At 68.3% G+C, this 18272-nt stretch carries 13 protein-coding genes; 11 read left to right on the forward strand and 2 right to left on the reverse strand.

What is annotated here, in order from left to right; translation table 11 throughout:
* The 11 genes from GFH49_RS35465 to GFH49_RS35515 form a co-directional block, all read left to right on the forward strand.
* Window positions 1–1155 (forward strand): LLM class flavin-dependent oxidoreductase (locus GFH49_RS35465; RefSeq protein ID WP_155060160.1); only part of this gene is annotated, 1155 nt, incomplete at its 5' end.
* A complete protein-coding gene (locus GFH49_RS35470) occupies window positions 1152–2024 on the forward strand; it encodes an alpha/beta fold hydrolase (protein ID WP_155060161.1) in 873 nt (290 codons plus the stop codon). The genes GFH49_RS35465 and GFH49_RS35470, both read left to right, overlap by 4 nt.
* Window positions 2025–2182: 158 nt before the next feature.
* Window positions 2183–3799 (forward strand): MDR family MFS transporter, encoded by a 1617-nt coding sequence (locus GFH49_RS35475; RefSeq protein ID WP_155060162.1) that lies wholly within the window; start codon window positions 2183–2185, stop codon window positions 3797–3799.
* 129 nt (window positions 3800–3928) lie between these two features.
* Window positions 3929–4477, forward strand: a complete 549-nt coding sequence (locus tag GFH49_RS35480; protein ID WP_155060163.1) for an RDD family protein — start codon at window positions 3929–3931, stop codon at window positions 4475–4477.
* Window positions 4478–4895: 418 nt separating this feature from the next.
* Window positions 4896–6479 (forward strand): ABC transporter substrate-binding protein, encoded by a 1584-nt coding sequence (locus tag GFH49_RS35485; protein ID WP_155060164.1) that lies wholly within the window; start codon window positions 4896–4898, stop codon window positions 6477–6479.
* Window positions 6480–6676: 197 nt separating this feature from the next.
* A complete protein-coding gene (locus tag GFH49_RS35490; protein WP_155060165.1) occupies window positions 6677–8266 on the forward strand; it encodes an ABC transporter substrate-binding protein in 1590 nt (529 codons plus the stop codon).
* Between the two features lie 176 nt (window positions 8267–8442).
* Entirely contained in the window at window positions 8443–9579 is a 1137-nt protein-coding gene (locus tag GFH49_RS35495; protein ID WP_230396685.1) for an ABC transporter permease, read from the forward strand.
* 130 nt (window positions 9580–9709) lie between these two features.
* On the forward strand, window positions 9710–10687 hold the full coding sequence (locus GFH49_RS35500) for an ABC transporter permease (RefSeq protein ID WP_230396686.1): 978 nt from the start codon (window positions 9710–9712) through the stop codon (window positions 10685–10687).
* 5 nt (window positions 10688–10692) lie between these two features.
* A complete protein-coding gene (locus GFH49_RS35505) occupies window positions 10693–11838 on the forward strand; it encodes an ABC transporter ATP-binding protein (protein ID WP_155060166.1) in 1146 nt (381 codons plus the stop codon).
* Window positions 11838–12854 carry an ABC transporter ATP-binding protein gene (locus GFH49_RS35510; protein WP_155060167.1) on the forward strand — a complete coding sequence of 339 codons (1017 nt, stop codon included), beginning with the start codon at window positions 11838–11840 and terminating at the stop codon, window positions 12852–12854. Before GFH49_RS35505 ends, GFH49_RS35510 begins: the two co-directional genes overlap by 1 nt.
* Window positions 12851–13939: an NAD(P)-dependent alcohol dehydrogenase gene (locus GFH49_RS35515; protein WP_155060168.1), complete on the forward strand. Its 1089-nt coding sequence runs from the start codon at window positions 12851–12853 to the stop codon at window positions 13937–13939. Before GFH49_RS35510 ends, GFH49_RS35515 begins: the two co-directional genes overlap by 4 nt.
* Before the next feature lie 124 nt (window positions 13940–14063).
* Here the strand turns inward: GFH49_RS35515 and GFH49_RS35520 are convergent, their stop codons facing one another.
* Window positions 14064–14924 (reverse strand): 3-hydroxybutyryl-CoA dehydrogenase, encoded by an 861-nt coding sequence (locus tag GFH49_RS35520; RefSeq protein WP_155060169.1) that lies wholly within the window; start codon window positions 14922–14924, stop codon window positions 14064–14066.
* Window positions 14925–15022: 98 nt separating this feature from the next.
* A complete protein-coding gene (gene icmF / locus GFH49_RS35525; protein ID WP_155060170.1) occupies window positions 15023–18250 on the reverse strand; it encodes a fused isobutyryl-CoA mutase/GTPase IcmF in 3228 nt (1075 codons plus the stop codon).
* Between the last annotated feature and the right edge of the window lie 22 nt (window positions 18251–18272).

Consider the following 18272-nt stretch of genomic DNA (forward strand, 5'->3'; position numbering starts at 1 on the left):
TCGATTCGGGTCACGTTCCCGAACCGGCATTACGATCCCAGGCTCGGTGCCGATATCTGGCACCGCAATCTGGACCTGTACCTGCACGCCGACTCGGTCGGGCTGGACGTGATGGTCAACGAGCACCACGCCACCCCGTCCTGCATCGACTCGGCCCTGGCGGTCATCTCCGGGGCGCTGGCGCGGCAGACGACGGACGCGCGGATCCTGCAGCTGGGCAACCCGGTCGCCAACCGGCGCGACCCGGTGCGCATCGCGGAGGAGACCGCGCTGGTCGACGTGCTGTCGCGGGGCCGCCTGGAAGTCGGCATGATCCGAGGTGTTCCCTACGAGGTCATCCCGGCCAACTCCCACCCGGTCGGCACGAATGAGCGGATGTGGGAGGCGCACGACCTGATCAAGGCGGCGTGGACCTCGCACGACGGTCCGTTCAACTACGAGAGCGAGAACTTCCAGTTCCGCAACGTCAACATCTTCCCGCGGCCGTATCAGGACCCGCATCCGCCGATCTGGTTCGTGGCGATGAGTCCGGGCACGAACGTGAAGCTCGCCGAGTACGGGTATGTGTCCGCCAGTTTCCTGCTGGGGTATGACACGCGGCCGTTGTTCGACGTCTACCGCAAGCAGTGGCGTGAGCTGGGCCGTCCCGGCGAGGCGCCCATGGACAGGTTCGCCCTGATGGCCCTGGTCTACTGCGCCGACACCGAGGCCGCGGCACGGAGCGGCGCCGAGAAGCTCAGCTGGTTCGTCAACGGCCCCGGACGCAAGATCCCGCCGCAGTTCGCCGGCCCTCCCGGATACAACAGCGTCGAGGCGACCGTCCGTATGCTCCGCCAGCGCGCCGCCGGGAATCGCCAAGTCGCCGGTGGACAGGGCGTGGCCGCGGCCTTCGACGTGGAGTCCATGAGCAAGAAGGGCACGCTCATCTACGGGACCCCCGACAGCGTCTACGAGCAGCTCCTCAGCCTCTACAAGGCAGTCGGCGGCTTCGGCCACCTCCTCCTGCACGGCCACGCCGGCCACATGGAGTACGAGGAGACCTCACGGAGCCTCACCCTCCTGGCGCAGGAGGTCCTGCCCCGCCTTCGAGAAGCCGAGCTCGACATCGAGTTCGACGAAGTCCCGGTCACGCCCACAGGAGGTGCAGCGTCATGAGTTCGTTGGACGGTGTGAAAAGTCGCTTCGTCAATGTCGACGGCATCCGGACCCATTACCTGGAGGCGGGTGACGGGCCTGTCGTGGTGCTGTTGCACAGCGGGGAGTTCGGAGCGGCGGCCGAGATCAGCTGGGAGTTCAACATCGGCCCGTTGTCGCAGCACTTCCGGGTGATAGCGCCTGACTGGCTGGGCTTCGGGTACACCGACAAGATCTTCGACTTCAGCTCGGGCAACGCCGCCGGGGCCTTCGCCCGGCGCCTTGAGCACATGCGCCGGTTCCTGGAGGTCATCTCGATCGACGAGGCCGACTTCGTGGGCAACTCGATGTCGGCGGGACTTCTCCTGGAGATGACGACGAGGGAGAAGCCGCTGCTACCGGTGCGCAGGCAGGTGATCATCAGTGGCGGTGGAGCGGCGACCGTGAACGACGCCCGTCGGGCGGTGCTGGAGTACGACTGCACCCCCGAGGCGATGAAGCGCATCCTGCAGGCGATCTTCGTCGAGGAAGCACTGATCGACAACGAGGACTACATCAAGCGACGAGTCGAGATGAGCATGGTCCCGGGTGCATGGCAGTGCAGTGCCGCGGCTCGGTTCCGCATGCCGGGCGAGGACGGCACGTCGGCTGCGCCCGCCAACCGACTGGCCAGCGCGCCGCTCGAGAACATCCGTGTGCCGACGCTCCTGATCGCCGGGGAGAAGGACCGCCTGCGACCGCTGGAGGACATGCAGGATTTCCACCGCAGGATCCCGGACTCGAAGTTGATCGTCCTGCCGAACACGGGACACTGCTCGAACATCGAGCGTCCCGACGAGGTGAACAGCGCCGTCATCGGATTCTTCTCGGAGCCTGCCCCGGCGGAGTGACCTCTGTCGTCGCCGGCCGGAAGTCCGGTCTGGACGGCGTGGTCCGAACCGGACGGCGTCCCAGGGACAGGTCTGCGCGCCCGCCGCATCAGCGGCGGGCGAGCCCCGCCCGGGCGCGGCGGCGACGTAGCCGACTTCCACCACCGCGAGGTACTTCGATGGACACTCAGACCCCACCCGGCAGTCCGCTCAGCCGCCGTGAGGTCCGCGTCGTGCTGGGCGCCCTGTTGGCAGGGATGCTGCTCTCCGCGCTCGACCAGACGATCGTCGCCACTGCCGTGCCCACGATCGCGGGCGACATCGGCGGTTTCGACAACCTGCCCTGGGTCTACACCGCATACCTGCTGACGAGCACCACCACCACGCCGTTGTACGGGAAGCTGAGCGACGTCTTCGGCCGCAAGGTGATCTACCAGATCGCGATCGTGCTGTTCCTGGCCGGGTCGGTCCTGTGCGGACTCGCGCAGGACATGACGCAACTCATTCTGTTCCGCGGTCTCCAGGGCGTCGGCGCGGGCGGCCTGACGGCGATGGCGTTCGCGATACTGGCCGACATCGTCTCTCCTCGCGAGAGGGGCCGCTATTCAGGCTACTTCGGCGGGCTGCTCGCCTTTGCGAGTGTCCTGGGTCCGCTGCTCGGCGGCTTCTTCGTCGACCACCTGTCGTGGCGATGGATCTTCCTCGTCAACGTACCCATCGGCGTTGCCGCGCTGTTCGCCACGACCACAGCGCTGCGCCTGCCCTTCGCCCGGCGCCCGCAACGCCTCGACTTGGCGGGTGCCGCTCTCCTCATGGGCGGCGCCACGACGCTGCTGCTGGTCCTGGAGTGGGGCGGGAACGAATACGCGTGGGCGTCGGCCACGATCGTCACGCTGGGCGCCGCCGCGCTGCTGCTGCTCGTGGCCTTCCTTCTCTGGGAGCGAAGAGCCGCCGAGCCGATCCTGCCGCTCGGTATGTTCCGGGACAGCATTTTCACGCTCGGCGTGACCCTGAGCTTCCTCGCAGGCTGCACCATGTTCGGCGCGATCCTGTTCCTGCCGCTCTTCCAGCAGACCGTGACCGGTGCGTCCGCGACCAACTCCGGCCTCTTGCTGCTGCCGCTGATGGCCGGCCTCACGGGGACGTCGATCGTCACGGGTCACGTCGTCACGGCGACCGGTCGCTACAAGGTCTGGCCCATCGTGGGGACGGCGGTCTCGGCGACGGGGATGTGGTTGCTGAGCCGGATGGACCCCGGTACGAGCCAGTTCGAGACCTCGGTCAACATGTTCGTGCTCGGCCTCGGCATCGGCATGACCATGGGCGTCTTGATCCTCGCTGTGCAGAACTCCGTGGGCCGGCGCGACCTCGGCGTCGCGTCATCGGCGATCAACTTCTTCCGCTCGATGGGCGGCGCGGTCGGCACGGCGGTGTTCGGCGTCATCTTCACGACACGTCTCAGCCATGAGTTGAGCGACGTCCCAGCCTCTGGCGACCCGTCAGAGCTGGCCGGCAGCCCGGAACGGATCCAGGCCCTTCCCGATCCCGTCGAGGCGGCCGTCGTCGAAGGGATGTCGCGCTCGATCGGTACCGTGTTCCTCGTCCTTTCCGTGGCGCTGCTGGTCGGACTCGTCCTGGCCTGCTTCCTCCGCGAGATTCCGCTTCGCGACAGTGCCCACATCGGCCGCGGCGACGCCGTGGGAGTCGATCCGCCGGGAGTGGTGACGGCAGGAGAGGGACAAGCGCCCAAGCGGCGGGGCCGCCGGTGGGGTCGCCGCGAGGAGGAGCCCGGCTGATGAGTCCGCACCCCTCTTGATGAAGCCGGGACCGCGACTCGGTGCCGTGTCAGGTCATGGCCGGCGGTCGGCACAAGACAGAGCAAGTCCGTTGCACGCGCACCGAAGGGGAGGCCTACCATCGCTGGCATGTCGACCACCGGCCGGGAGACGACCGGCCCTCTCGCCGGAGCCGGCGGCGCCGTGCCGACCGGGGCCCTGTGGCGCAGACTTCTCGCCAGGCTCGTCGACGCGACCGCCGTCCTCGCGGTGCTCTGGGTGCTCGTCGTCCTGCAGATCTTCTGGTTCATGGGGGACGCCACCCGGCGCCTCGACCCCGAGCCGTGGGGTTCGGCCTTCGTCCCGTTGGTTGCCTTCGTGGTGCTGAGCGCGACGTACGAAGTCGTGTTCCTGAGGTTCAACGGTGGTCAGACGCCGGGGAAGGACCTGCTCGACATCCGTGTCGTCGCCCGGAGTGCCGACAGTCCGGAACTGTCGCTCCCCAGGGCGTTGCTGCGGTGGCTCCTCCCCGGACTGCTGCTTCTCGCGTGGCCGCTGTGGCTGGGCGCACTGGCTGTGGCCGGGACCGCCGTCACCACGCCGCTGGGGACCCGTCCCCGCGCGGCACACGATTACCTGGCCGGCACGGAGGTCGTCCACTACCGGCATGCGGATCACGTCGGCCAGGACGCCGACTGAGCGCTCCGCTGGGTGTGTCGATATGCGGCTCCGCCGCGGGGCCGTGGTGTGCCGTCGTTCGACCGCGGCGCCATCGTGGCGGGTCGCGCCCGTGCGGTGGAGCCGCATGCCGATAGAGCCTCGCGCCCCTTTGGGGCGCTGCCGAACCGCCGGATCGTCCTCATGGGGCGCGGCGGTGACCGTCCCGCGTGAAGGCCCAGGCCCGTAGGTGAGCTGACCCGGTACGTCGGTGACGGCCGTGGTCCGCGGGCCGGCCACAACTGCCTTCCCGGGCGCCAGATGCCCGGCCGTCCCTGAGACGCCCTCGCCGACCAGCACGTCCCGACAGGTTTTACCTTCGCCCTTGATTGACTGACCGGCCAGTCAGGTCTACGGTCGGGCCACTGTCGTGACGACGTCGGCGAAAAGAGGGATACCGATGGGACACGGGAGAACGATGCGTGCGGTGGTGGCGGTGGCGATCGCGAGCTGCGTCCTCGCGGCATGCGGAGATGACGGCGAGCCGGAGAGCGCGAGCCCGACGGGCGACTCGACGTGCACGGAGGGCCGGGTCGGGGGAGAGGTGACCATGGGGTCGCTGAGCCAGGTCACGGGCCTCGATCCGGTGGTGAACCTGGGACTCGGCGGCACGGGCGCGAACGAGGTGATCGCGCTCTACGACACCTTGGTCCGGTATGACCCCGAGACCGACGAGTTCGTCCCGGTGGTGGCGGAGTCGCTGAAGCCCGACGAAGATTTCGCCGAGTGGACCCTGAAGTTGCGCGAGGGAGTCACCTTCGGCAACGGAGACGCCCTGACCGCGGAGCAGGTGCGGGACAGCTTCGCTCGCCATCAGGACCCGGCGAACCGCTCCGCGGCCCACCGGGAGTCGCTGGCGGTCACGGAGATGGAGATCGTCGACCCACTGACACTCGTCTTCCACCTGGACGAGCCATGGAGCCGGTTCCCGACCCTGCTCGCCGACCTCCCGGGGATGGTCACGAACGGCTCGGTGGTCGAGCGGCAGGGTGAGAACTTCAACACCGCTCCCACGGGCGGCGGCGTCGGCCCCTACGAGGTGCAGACCTTCACTCCGGGGGAGAAGCTGGTACTCAAGGCCAAGGACGACTGGTGGGGTGGGCCGGTGTGCATCCGGACGCTGCGGTTCGTCGTGATCACCGGTAGCCAGGCCACGTATGACGCGTTCAAGAACGACGACATCCAGCTCGCGTTCCTGCGTGCGCCCGATGTGATCGCGCAGGCCGAGGACGACGGAGTCCAAGGTCTTTCCACGATCGACAACGCAGGAAGCACCATCATTCTCAACACCGCCGAGGGGCCGGCCGCCGACCCGTTGGTGCGACGGGCCCTGGCGGCTGCGATGGATCCCGAGGTGATCAACCAGCGTGCGTACGGCGGCGCCGGCCTTCCCGGCACCGCGCTCATCAACGAGCAGTCGATCCTCTACGACGGTCTCGCGGGCCCCGAGCCCGACGCGGACCGGGCGGCCGATTTGGTGGAGCGGGCGAAGGCGGCCGGCTGGGACGGCCGCCTCAAGATGCCGTGCCAGAACTCGCCCGAGGGCAACAACGTCTGTCTGGCGATGAAGGCGATGGCGGAGGCCGCCGGCATGAGCGTCACGATCGAGCAGATGGCTCCGCAGGACTTCATCTCGACCGTCCTGGTCGACCGGAGCTTCGACATCGCCTCCTGGAGCATGCCGCTGTCCGAGGCCGAGCCGGCAGTGCGGCTGTCGGCCGCCGTCGGAACCGGCGGCGGGCTGAACCCGGGTGGATATTCCAACGCCGAGATGGACGCCGCCCTCGCCGCCCTGCGAGCCGCCCCGGATGCCGCCGACCGCCGGCAGGCGCTGGCCGGCATCCAGGAGATCTGGAACGAGACGCTCCCGAGTCTCGTCATCGCGGCGAACGAGAACTTCATCGCGATCAGCGATGCGGTCAAGGGCGTGCGGCTCTCACAGAACTCCCAGATCTACTTCGACTCGGCCTACGTCGACGACTGAACTTGAGGCCGGTGCCCGGGGCCTGTCTCAGCCTGAGTCGTAACCCACCGATAACACGACCAAAACCTTGACTGACCGATCAGTCAAGGTTAGTTTGCAGCAGCCGATGTGTCGACGGTCACGTGCACGGAGCGCACAAAGGGGCGCCAACTCGTTGCCGCGGAAGCCGTGACGACCGTTCAACGAGAGGGGCAGAAATGAAGCGAACGCGCAAGGCGCGGCTGACGATAGCCACGCTGGTGGGGGGCCTTCTGCTGACGGCGTGCGGCAGCAGCTCCGATGATTCAGAGGAGGCGGCTGACAACGGCCCTGCGGCATGCACCGAAGCCAACATCGGCGGCGAAGCGAGCATGGCGACGCTGAGCCAGGCACCCGGGCTCGACCCCGTGGTGAACCCGGGCACGGGCGGCAGCGGCGGCAACGAGGTGATCGCGCTGTACGACACCTTGGTGCGCTACGACCAGAAGAGCGACGAGTTCGTCCCGGTGGTGGCGAAGTCCCTCGAACCCAACGCCGACTCCACCGAGTGGACCCTGAAGCTGCGCGAGGAGGTCACCTTCGGGAACGGCGATCCCCTGACCGCGCAGCAGGTGCGGGACAGCTTCGCCCGTCACCAGGACCCGGACAACCGGTCCGTGGACTACCTGGCGTCGCTGGCGGTCACGGAGATGGACGTCGTCGACGACCTGACGCTCGTGTTCCACCTCGACGAGTCCTGGGCCCGGTTCCCGACCTTGCTCGCGAACATGGCGGGCATGATCACCAACAGCTCGGTGGTCGAGCAGCAGGGTGAGAACTTCAACACCGCCCCCACGGGCGGCGGCGTCGGCCCGTACGAGGTCGAGAAGTTCACGCCGGGCGAGGAACTGGTGCTCAAGGCCAAGGACGACTGGTGGGGTGGCCCCGTGTGCATCCAGACGCTGCGCTTCGTCACCGTCGCCGGCGGCGTCCAGCCGGCCTACGACGCGTTCACCAACGGCGACATCCAGCTCGCCTTCCTGCGCGGTCCGGAAGTCATCGCACAGGCCAAGGAGGACGGCGCCGCCGGCTTCTCCACGGTCGACAACGCCGGGTACACCATCGTCCTCAACCACGAGAACGGCCCGACGGCCGAGCCTCTGGTCCGGCAGGCTCTGGCGGCGGCCATGGATCCCGAGGTGATCAACGAGCGTGGGTACGGCGGCAAGGGGCGCCCCAGCAGTGCGCTGATCGACAAGGACTCGGTCCTCTACGACGGTCTCGAAGGGCCCAAGGCCGACGCGACCGAGGCGGCCGATCTGGTGAAGCAGGCCAAGGCCACGGGCTGGGACGGCCACCTCGACCTGCCGTGCCAGAACAGCGTCGAGGCCAACAACGTCTGCCTGGCGATGAAGGCACAGGCTGAGGCGGCCGGCATGACCGTGAAGATCGAACCGATGGCGCCCAACGACTTCATCACCAAGGTCCACGTCGACCGCGACTTCGAGTGGGCGGCGTGGAGCATGCCGCTCTCCGACGCCGACCCGTGGCTGCGCCTCTCAGCCGCCGTCGGGACCGATGGCGCACGGAACGCGGGCGGATACTCCAACGCCGAGATGGACGCGGCCCTCACCGCCCTGCGCGCGGCCCCGGACACCGCTGCCCGCCAGGGGGCCCTGGCCGACGTCCAGGAGGTCTGGAACGAGACCCTCCCGGCCCTCGCGTACGGCGCCAACGAGAACTACGTCGTGGTCGATGACTCGATCAAGGGACTTCAGGAGTCGCAGTACTCCCAGGTCTACTTCGACACGGCGTACATCGCCGACTGATCGCGAGCTGGGTGTCCCCGGCCCGGGAAGTCGGGCCGGGGACGCGGCAAGGTCCAAGGCGACGGTGGTCCGACAAGGAGCAAGCATGTGCATGGTGTGGCAGCTGATGAACATGGGTGACGTGCCGTGGCACACGCCACCTGTGCGGAGCCGGTGCCGGACGGAGGTGGTCGCCGGTGCTGCGTAGCCTCGGCGCACGGCTCCTCCGACTGGTGCCGGTGCTGTTTCTCGTGTCGTTGGGGACCTTCTTCCTCGTCGACCTCGTACCAGGGGACCCCGCCGTGGCGATCCTGGGTTCCAACGCCACGCCGGAGCAGTACGAGGCGGTTCGCGCCGAGCTCGGGCTGAACGAATCCGTCGTCACGCGCTACTTCGACTGGCTGGGGGACACGCTGCGGGGCGACCTCGGCGAATCGCTGACCCCGCCGACGCAGTCGGTGACCGATCTCATCCAGTCCCGGCTGCCCGTCACCATCCAGATCGCGACCATGGCCATGCTGATCTCGGTGACGGTGTCCATCGTGCTGGCGCTGGCAGCGGCCTACCGGCCGGGCAAGGTGTTCGACCGGGTGACCAGCGGCACGGCGTTCGCCGCCATCGCGGTGCCCCAGTTCCTCACCGGCCTGCTCCTCATCTTCTTCGTGCTCTTCCACACCGACTTGGTCCGCTGGTTCGTGCTGGTGGCCGGGATCGCGGGCGCGGTGCTGATCGCGGTTCGAGCGGTGGGAGGGGTGACCGACCATCCCCCGGGCAACGAACGGGTACGCGCGGCGGCGATCAGGGCGGTCCTCGCGCTCGCGGTGGTCGGGTTCGCGGTGTTGCTGTTCGCCAGGTTCCCGGAATTCCCACGGCAAGGCTTCACCCGCATCAGCGAGGACGGCCTCTGGCCCAGCTTGCGCGACGCCTTCCTGCCGGCCCTCACCCTGGCCGTGGCCGAGATCGCCATCTTCATGCGGCTGCTGCGCAACGACCTCATCACGACACTGCAGGAGGACTACATCCTGTCGGCGCGAGCCAAGGGGATGCCGCCGTGGCGAATCCTCGTGCGCGACGCGTTGCGTCCCTCGTCGTTCTCGCTGATCACGGTGGCGGGCGTCGCGCTCGGGCGACTGATGGGCGGCACCGTCATCGTGGAGACCATCTTCAACCTGCCTGGCATGGGAACGCTCATCGTCAACGCCATCGGGGCGCAGGACGTGCGGGTGATCCAAAGCTCCGTCCTGGTGATCGCCGTCTTCTACGTGCTGGTGAATCTCCTGGTCGACCTGTCCTACAGCCAACTCGATCCGAGGCTTCGCCGTGGCCGTGTCTGAACCCACCGAAACCAAGCCGGTCGTCCAGCCTGCCACGATCGGCGCTGACGTCGCAGCCGGCACAGCTGCTGGAGCGTCCGATATCGACGCCATGCTCCCACGAAGGCGGTCACGCCTGCTGAGGTTCGGCGTGCCGACGGCCGTCGCGGGCATCGCCCTGGTCGTTCTCGGCGCCGTCGTGATGACCGAGGGGACCACCTGGGTCCGGCTGTCGATGATCGGCGCCGGGCTGCTCGCGGCGTACATCGGCATCGACCGCGTGGCCAAGGCCGTCTTCGGTGCCACCTTCGACACCGGGCTCTGGATGGCGGCCGGCTGGCTGGCGCTGATCACGCTCAGCGCCGCCTTCGCCGACCTGCTGCCGTTGTCCGAACACGAGGACGTCTCGAAGACGCTGACCGTGACGCCGATGCTGACGCCCGATCTGTTGTCGTCCCATCCCCTCGGTACCGACTCCCAGGGCCTCGACGTACTGGGCGGAGTCATCTACGGGGCACGCGTGTCACTGGTCGTCGGCGTCGGCGCGACGGTGCTCGGCATGGTCCTCGGAGCGGCCATCGGCCTCGTCGCCGGCTACCTGCGCGGCATCGTGGACGCGGCCGTGGGCCTGGTCGGGGACGCCATGCTGGCGTTCCCGCCCCTGATCCTGCTGCTCGCCATGGTCGCGGTGCTGGAGCCCAGCATCTTCAACACGACCATCGCGCTCGCCATCCTCACCGTGCCCACCTACATCCGGCTCACCAGAGCCAACACGCTGCTCTTCGCACAGCGTGAGTTCGTGCTCGCCGCCAAGGCGCTCGGCGCGAAGAACCGGCGCATCATCGTGCGCGAACTCCTGCCCAACGTCGTCCTTCCCGTCGTCTCCTACGGCGTCATCGTCGTCGGGGCACTCGTCGTCGCCGAGGCGTCGCTCAGCTTCCTGGGCGTCGGTGTCCAACGGCCCACACCGACCTGGGGAAACATGATCGCCGCCGCGCAGTCGCGGTTCGAAAGCGATCCGCACCTCGTGTTCATCCCCGGTGCCTGTCTTTTCCTGACCGTCTACGCCCTGAACCGAGTGGGCGAGAGCGCACGCGCGGTCTGGGACCCGCGACAGAGGGAGTTGTGACGCACATGTCCGACAGCAGCACGCTGCGCCCGACCGAGTCCGCGCCCCAGGAGGACGGAGCACCGGACGCGCACGTGGCCCCGCAGCAGGCGTCGCCGGCGCTTCTCGAGGTCCGCGATCTCCACACGCACTTCAAGACGCCACGTGGCATCCTGCGCGCCGTGGACGGGGTCTCCTTCACGCTCGAACAGGGCGCCACGCTCGGCATCGCGGGTGAGTCGGGCTCGGGGAAGTCCGCTCTCGTGCGCTCGATCATGGATCTCACCGCCGCGAACGCCATCCGGCCCACAGGGCATGTGATCTTCGACGGCCGGGACATGACCGAGATGCCGAGGTGGGAGGCGCGGCACTTCTGGGGCCCGCAGATCGCCATGGTGTTCCAGGACCCCATGACCTCACTGAATCCGGTCAAACGGGTGGGAGCCCAGCTCACGGAGTCGATGCGGCACCACCTGGGACTGTCCCGGCGCGACGCACGCAGCCGGGCGATCGACCTTCTCCACCAGGTGCGGATCCCCGAACCGAAGCGACGCCTCGACCAGTACCCGCACGAACTGTCGGGTGGCATGAGGCAGCGGGTGACGATCGCCATCGCCCTGGCCTGTGAACCTCGACTCCTGATCGCCGACGAGCCCACCACAGCCCTGGACGTGACGGTCCAGAAGCAGATCCTCGAACTGCTCGCCAGTCTTCAGGAGGCTCACCACATGGCGATGATCCTCATCACCCATGATCTCGGCGTCATCGCCGGTTACACCGACCGCACGGCTGTCATGTATGCCGGGCAGGTGGTCGAGGAGGCATCCACGACCACCCTGTTCGACGAGGTGCGCCACCCGTACACGAACGCTCTGCTCGCATCGATTCCCCGTGTCGAGGAGGCCAGCCACGTGAGACTCGAAGCGATCAGCGGGCGCCCCCCGGACATGACCGCGCCGCCGGCGGCCTGCCGGTTCGCGGCACGCTGCCGCCTCGCCCAGGACAAGTGCCTCACCGACGCGCCGACACTCGTCCAGGACGGGAGCGAGGGTCACAGGTTCAGGTGCTTCTATCCCGTAGGAACCGGCGACGGTGTGAACGCTCTGAAGAAGAACCTGGAGCGAGGGTCCTCCGCCGCCGGGTTGCCCCTCAAGTCGAAGGTGACGAGCTGATGGCCGGCGTCGTGATGGACCACATGCGGCACTCCGACAAGGCCCTGCTGCGCGTCGAGGATCTCGTGGTCGAGTTCCCGGCACGCCGGAAGCAGGTGGTTCACGCGGTGTCGGGCGTGAGCTTCGACGTGCTCGAAGGCGAGACGCTCGGCATCGTCGGCGAGTCAGGCTGCGGCAAGTCCACGACGGGACGCGCCATCATGCAGCTCCCGCGTCCGACGAGCGGCAGTGTCTCGTTGGAGGGGGTCGAACTGACCTCCCTCAAGGACGAGGAGCTGCGGCGTACCCGCACCCGGATGCAGCTGATCTTCCAGGACCCGATCTCCTCGCTGAACCCGCGGCGCAGCATCAAGGACATCGTCGCCGAGGGGCTCACCATCCAGGGCGTCCCGAAGGACGTGCAGGCGAAGCGGATCGAGGAGGTGCTGGAAGCGGTCGGGCTGGACCCGGCGGGTGTCGGGGGCCGCAGACCACGCGAGTTGTCGGGCGGCCAGTGCCAGCGGATCTGCATCGCCCGTGCCGTGGCCCTGGAACCGAAGCTCCTGATCTGCGACGAACCGGTCTCGGCACTCGATGTCTCGGTGCAGGCCCAGATCCTCAACCTGCTCCAGGACATGAAGGCGCGCTACCAGCTCACCATGGTCTTCATCGCCCATGACCTCGCCGTCGTGAAGAACATCAGCGACCGGATCATGGTCATGTACCTTGGCAAGACCTGCGAGATCGCGGCGCCTGACGATCTGTTCGCCCGCCCGCGGCACCACTACACGAGCGTTCTGCTCAACTCGATCCCGCAGCCTGACCCGCGGCAGCGCAGCAAGGGCGTGGAGATCGCCGGCGAGCTGCCCTCACCCCTCGATCCGCCGTCGGGTTGCCGGTTCCGCACGCGGTGCCCGGCCGCCACCGACCTGTGTGCGACCAAGGAGCCGGAACTGCGCGAGCTGGCTCCGGGGCACTTCACCGCTTGTCACCATCCAGTTCAGACAGGTCAGGACCAGGAAAGGAAAGTTCCATGACCACCATCAGTGCCCTTGTGTCGCGAGGCAAGGAAGCCCCCTTCACTCTTGAGACACTCGAACTGGCCGAGCCGGGCCCTGACGAAGTCCTGGTGAAGATCAGCGCCGCAGGGCTGTGCCACACGGATCTCGCCGTGCTGGGCGGCCCGATGATGATGTGGCCCGGGGTACTCGGCCATGAAGGGGCCGGAGTGATCGATCGGGTGGGCACGAACGTGACGGAGGTCAAGCCCGGCGACCACGTGGCCACCACCGTCGGGTGGTGCGGCCGGTGCGCGTCCTGCCTGCAGGGCCGGCCCACGAAATGCGCACGGATGATGCCGCTGAACTTCACCGGCACCCGTGAGGACGGCTCGACGATCCTGACCGCTTCCGACGGATCCCCGGTGGGCGGACGGTTCCTGGGGCAGTCCTGCTTCGCGACCCACGCGCTCCTCTCGTCCACCAGTGTCATCCCCGTCCCCGACGACCTCGACTTCACGATCGTCGCCGCCCTCGGATGCGGCCTCCAGACCGGATCAGGGGCCGTTCTCAACACGCTCCGGGTCAGCCCTGGAGACAGCATCGTCATCTCCGGGGTGGGGCCGGTCGGACTGGGGGCCGTCATGGCGGCCCGGGCGGCGGGCGCCACCCGGATCGTCGCGATCGACCTGCTCGCGTCGCGTCGTGAGCTGGCCCTCGAAGTGGGTGCGACACACGCGGTCGACGGGCGCGGCGACAACGTGCTGGCGCAGATCCAGGAGGCTGTCGGCGGTCCGGCAGACTTCGCCTTCGACTCGACCGGGGTCCCTGAGGTCGTGCTGACCGACCTCGCCGCGCTCAAGCTGGACGGCCACTTCGCAGCCGGAGCATCCGGGCTCGGGGCCGCGTCGCAGTCACCGGTGATGCTGGGGAAGACGATTCACAACGTCGTCGCCGGCGACTCCGTTCCGCGCCTGTTCCTGCCCCGCCTGATCGACCTCCACCGGCACGGAATGTTCCCCGTCGAGCGGCTCATCACCACCTATCCGCTGGCGGACATCGACACCGCCATCGAGGACACGCAGGTCGGAAAGGCCACCAAGGCCATCCTGACCACGGCCTGAGCGGACCGTCCGAAGCGGTCGCGTCCGCCCCGGGACGGATCGATGCCCACTAAAACCCGCTGAGGGCGGCCAGGCCCACACAAGCCTGGCCGCCCTCGCGGTCTCTTCGGCAAGCGCGCCTTCGTCAGGCGTCGTAGGTGTAGAAGCCGCGACCGCTCTTGCGGCCGAGGTGGCCTGCGGCGACCATGCGGCGCAGCAGGGCGGGCGGTGCGTACAGCGGTTCCTTGAACTCTTCGTACAGCGATTCGGCCACCGCCGACGCGGTGTCGAGACCGATGAGGTCGAGCAGGCGCAGGGGACCCATGGGGTGGGCGCAGCCGAGCTCCATGCCGCGGTCGATGTCGTCCGGGCGAGCGGCCCCCGATTCCACCATCCGCACCGCGCTGAGCAGGTAGGGCACCAGCAGGGCGTTGACGACGAAGCCGGAGCGGTCGGGCGCCTTGATGGCCTGCTTGCCCAGTCGCCCGGCGAGGTCGTGGGTGCGCCGCACGGTCTCCTCGCTGGTGGTGAGGGCGGGGATGAGCTCGACCAGCTGCTGCACGGGCACGGGGTTGAAGAAGTGCATGCCGACGACCTGCGCGGGCCGCTCGGTGACGACGGCGAGATCGACGATGGGGATCGAGGACGTGTTGGTCGCCAGGATCGCCGCCGGGTCTTCGACCGCCTTGTCCAGCGCCCGGATGACGTCGGCCTTGATGTCACGGTTCTCCGCGACGGCCTCGATGACGAACTGACGGTCGGCCATGTCGCCGAGGTCGTGGGTGAACGAGAGCCTGGCGAGGGCCTGGTCCCGCTGCTCCTGGCTGAGCTTGCCGCGCTGTACACCCCTGTCCATGGATGCGGTGATACGACGGCGGCCTGCCTCGGCGGCGTGATGGGTGGCCTCGGCGACGCGGACGTCGATTCCGTTGCGGGCGGCGACTTCGGCGATGCCGGAGCCCATCAGACCGCATCCGACGACACCGAGACGGGTTACGGGATCCATCTGAGGTCCTATCTGTTGAGTAGCGCGCGGGGGTGGGCGTGCGCGTCAGGCCGAGGTCCGGCGGTGAGGACCGCGGCCGTCGGCGCGGTCCGGTCCGGTCAGACGTTCCGCCGGTACTGGCCGCCGACTTCGAAGAACGCCTCGGTGATCTGCCCCAGCGAGCAGACCTGGGCGGCGTCCATGAGGACCTCGAAGACGTTGTCACCGTTGGTGGCCGCGGTCTTCAGCCGGTCGATCGCCTGCGCGGCCTCCTCGCCGTGTACGGACTGGAAGTCGTTGACCCGCCTGAGCTGGGAGTCCTTCTCCTCCTCGGTGGCGCGGGCGAGTTCGAGCTCCTGGGGCGGGAGGTCGTGGCTTGGCCGGAGGAAGGTGTTCACGCCGATGATCGGCAGCGAGCCGTCGTGTTTGCGCTGCTCGTAGAGCATCGACTCGTCCTGGATGCGCCCGCGCTGATAGCCGGTCTCCATGGCGCCGAGGACACCGCCGCGTTCGCTGATCCGGTCGAACTCGACGAGCACCGCTTCCTCGACCAGGTCGGTGAGCTGGTCGATGATGAACGAGCCCTGCAGCGGGTTCTCGTTCATCGCCAGGCCCCACTCGCGGTTGATGATGAGCTGGATCGCCAGCGCCCGCCGTACGGACTCCTCGGACGGGGTGGTGACCGCCTCGTCGTAGGCGTTGGTGTGCAGCGAGTTGGCGTTGTCGTAGATGGCGATCAGGCCCTGCAGGGTGGTGCGGATGTCGTTGAAGTCCATCTCCTGGGCGTGCAGGGAGCGGCCGGAGGTCTGGACGTGGTACTTCAGCTTCTGCGAACGCTCGTTGGCGCCGTACTTGTCCTTCATCGTGACGGCCCAGATCCGGCGGGCGACCCGGCCGAGCACGGAGTACTCGGGGTCCATGCCGTTGGAGAAGAAGAAGGACAGGTTGGGCGCGAAGTCGTCGATGTGCATGCCGCGTGCCAGATAGGCCTCGACGTAGGTGAAGCCGTTGGCGAGGGTGAACGCGAGCTGGCTGATGGGGTTCGCGCCGGCCTCGGCGATGTGGTAGCCGGAGATCGACACCGAGTAGAAGTTGCGGACCTGGTTCGCGATGAACCACTCCTGGATGTCGGCCATCATCCGCAGCGAGAACTCGGTGGAGAACAGGCAGGTGTTCTGCCCCTGGTCCTCCTTGAGGATGTCGGCCTGCACGGTGCCGCGTACGGTCGCCAGCGCCCGCGCGCGCAGCCCGGCCGCTTCTTCGGGCGACGGAGCACGGCCCTCGGCCGCGCGGAACGATTCGATCTGCTGGTCGATGACGGTGTTGAGGAAGAACGCCAGCACGGTGGGCGCGGGGCCGTTGATCGTCATCGACACCGAGGTCGTCGGCGCGACCAGGTCGAAGCCGTCGTAGAGCGCCTTCATGTCGTCCAGGGTCGCGACCGAGACGCCGGAGGTGCCGACCTTGCCGTAGATGTCGGGCCGTTCGGCGGGGTCGCGGCCGTAGAGCGTCACCGAGTCGAACGCGGTGGAGAGCCGGGTGGCCGGCTGCCCCTCGGAGAGCAGTTTGAAGCGCCGGTTGGTGCGGAACGGATCGCCCTCGCCGGCGAACATCCGCGCCGGGTCCTCGCCGTCGCGCTTGAAGGGGAACACTCCGGCGGTGAACGGGAAGTGTCCGGGCAGGTTCTCCCGCCGCCAGAATGTCACCAGCTCCCCGTGGTCGGTGAACCTCGGCAGCGCGACGCGGGGGACCTTGTTGCCCGACAGGGACTCGCGGGTCAGTTTGGTGCGTATCTCCCGGTCCCGGATCTTCACGATCTGCTCGTCGCCGGAGTACGACTCCACGACCGCGGGCCAGTTCTCGAGTTGCTCCGTGATGCCGTGCGGAAGCTGCTTGCGGGCGCCGGCGAGCAGCGACTCCACGTTCGCGGCGTCGGAGCCGGCCTCGACCAGCTCTTCCCTGGTCACGTCCAGGTGCTGCACCCGCCGGGCGGCCCCGGCCAGCCGCTCGGTCTCCGCGTGGTACGCGCGGACGGTCTCGGTGATCTCGGCGAGATAGCGCACCCGTCCCGCGGGCACCACCTGCCGGATGCCGGAGGAGTGGCGTACGTCGACCGGCGCCAGCGTGCCCGCGGACAGCGGCAGTCCCTTCTCGGTCAGGACGGTCCTGAGGTACTGGTAGAGCGCGGTGACACCGTCGTCGTTGAACGCCGCGGCCGAGGTGCCGAACACCGGCATGTCCTCGGGTCGCTGGGTGAACTCCTCGCGGTTGCGGACGAGTTGGCGGCCCACGTCGCGCAGCGCGTCCTTGGCGCCGCGCCGCTCGAACTTGTTGATCGCCACCACGTCGGCGAAGTCGAGCATGTCGATCTTCTCCAGTTGCGAGGCGGCGCCGAACTCCGGCGTCATGACGTACATCGAGGCGTCGACGAACGGCACGATCGCCGCGTCGCCCTGGCCGATGCCCGGGGTCTCCACGATCACCAGGTCGAACCCGGCTGCCTTGACCACGTCGATCACGTCGGACAGGTGCTCGGGCAGTTCATGGCTGCCGCGGGTGGCGAGGCTGCGGAAGAAGACCCGGTTCCCGTCGAGGGAGTTCATCCGGATCCGGTCACCGAGCAGCGCGCCGCCTCCTCGGCGGCGGGTGGGGTCGACCGCGAGCACCGCGATCCGCAGCTTGTCCTGCTGGTCGACACGGAACCGGCGCACCAACTCGTCGGTCAGGGACGACTTCCCGGAGCCGCCGGTGCCGGTGATGCCGAGCACGGGTGTGCCCCGGCCCGCCGCGGCGGTTCGCAGCTGTTCCCGCAGCTCCGTGGGCAGCTTGCCGAGTTCGGCGCCGGTGATGGCACGGGTGACCGCGAACCGGTCGCCGGCCAGAACGCCGGCGGCGTCGGCCGGCTTGCCGTCCCAGAGGTCGAAGTCGCAGTCCTTCACGACCGAGTTGACCATTCCGGCGAGGCCCATCCGCTGGCCGTCCTCGGGGGAGAAGATGGTCACTCCCGCCCCGCGCAGCCGGGTGATCTCCTCGGGCACGATCACGCCGCCGCCACCGCCCACCACCCGGATGTGGTCCGCTCCCCGCTCGCGGAGCGACTCGACGAGGTACTCGAAGTACTCCACGTGCCCGCCCTGGTAGGACGAGACGGCGACGCCGTGCACGTCCTCCTCCAGCGCCGCGTCCACGACCTCCTGCACCGACCGGTTGTGTCCGAGGTGGATCACCTCGGCGCCCTGGGACTGGAAGATCCGCCGCATGATGTTGATCGATGCGTCATGTCCGTCGAACAGCGCCGAAGCGGTGACCAGACGGACGGGATGCAGGGGGCGGTGAAGAGTGCTCATCGGGGCCTTCCCGGAGAGATCA

It is taken from the genome of Streptomyces blattellae (genome assembly GCF_009709555.1).
GTDB lineage: Bacteria > Actinomycetota > Actinomycetes > Streptomycetales > Streptomycetaceae > Streptomyces > Streptomyces blattellae.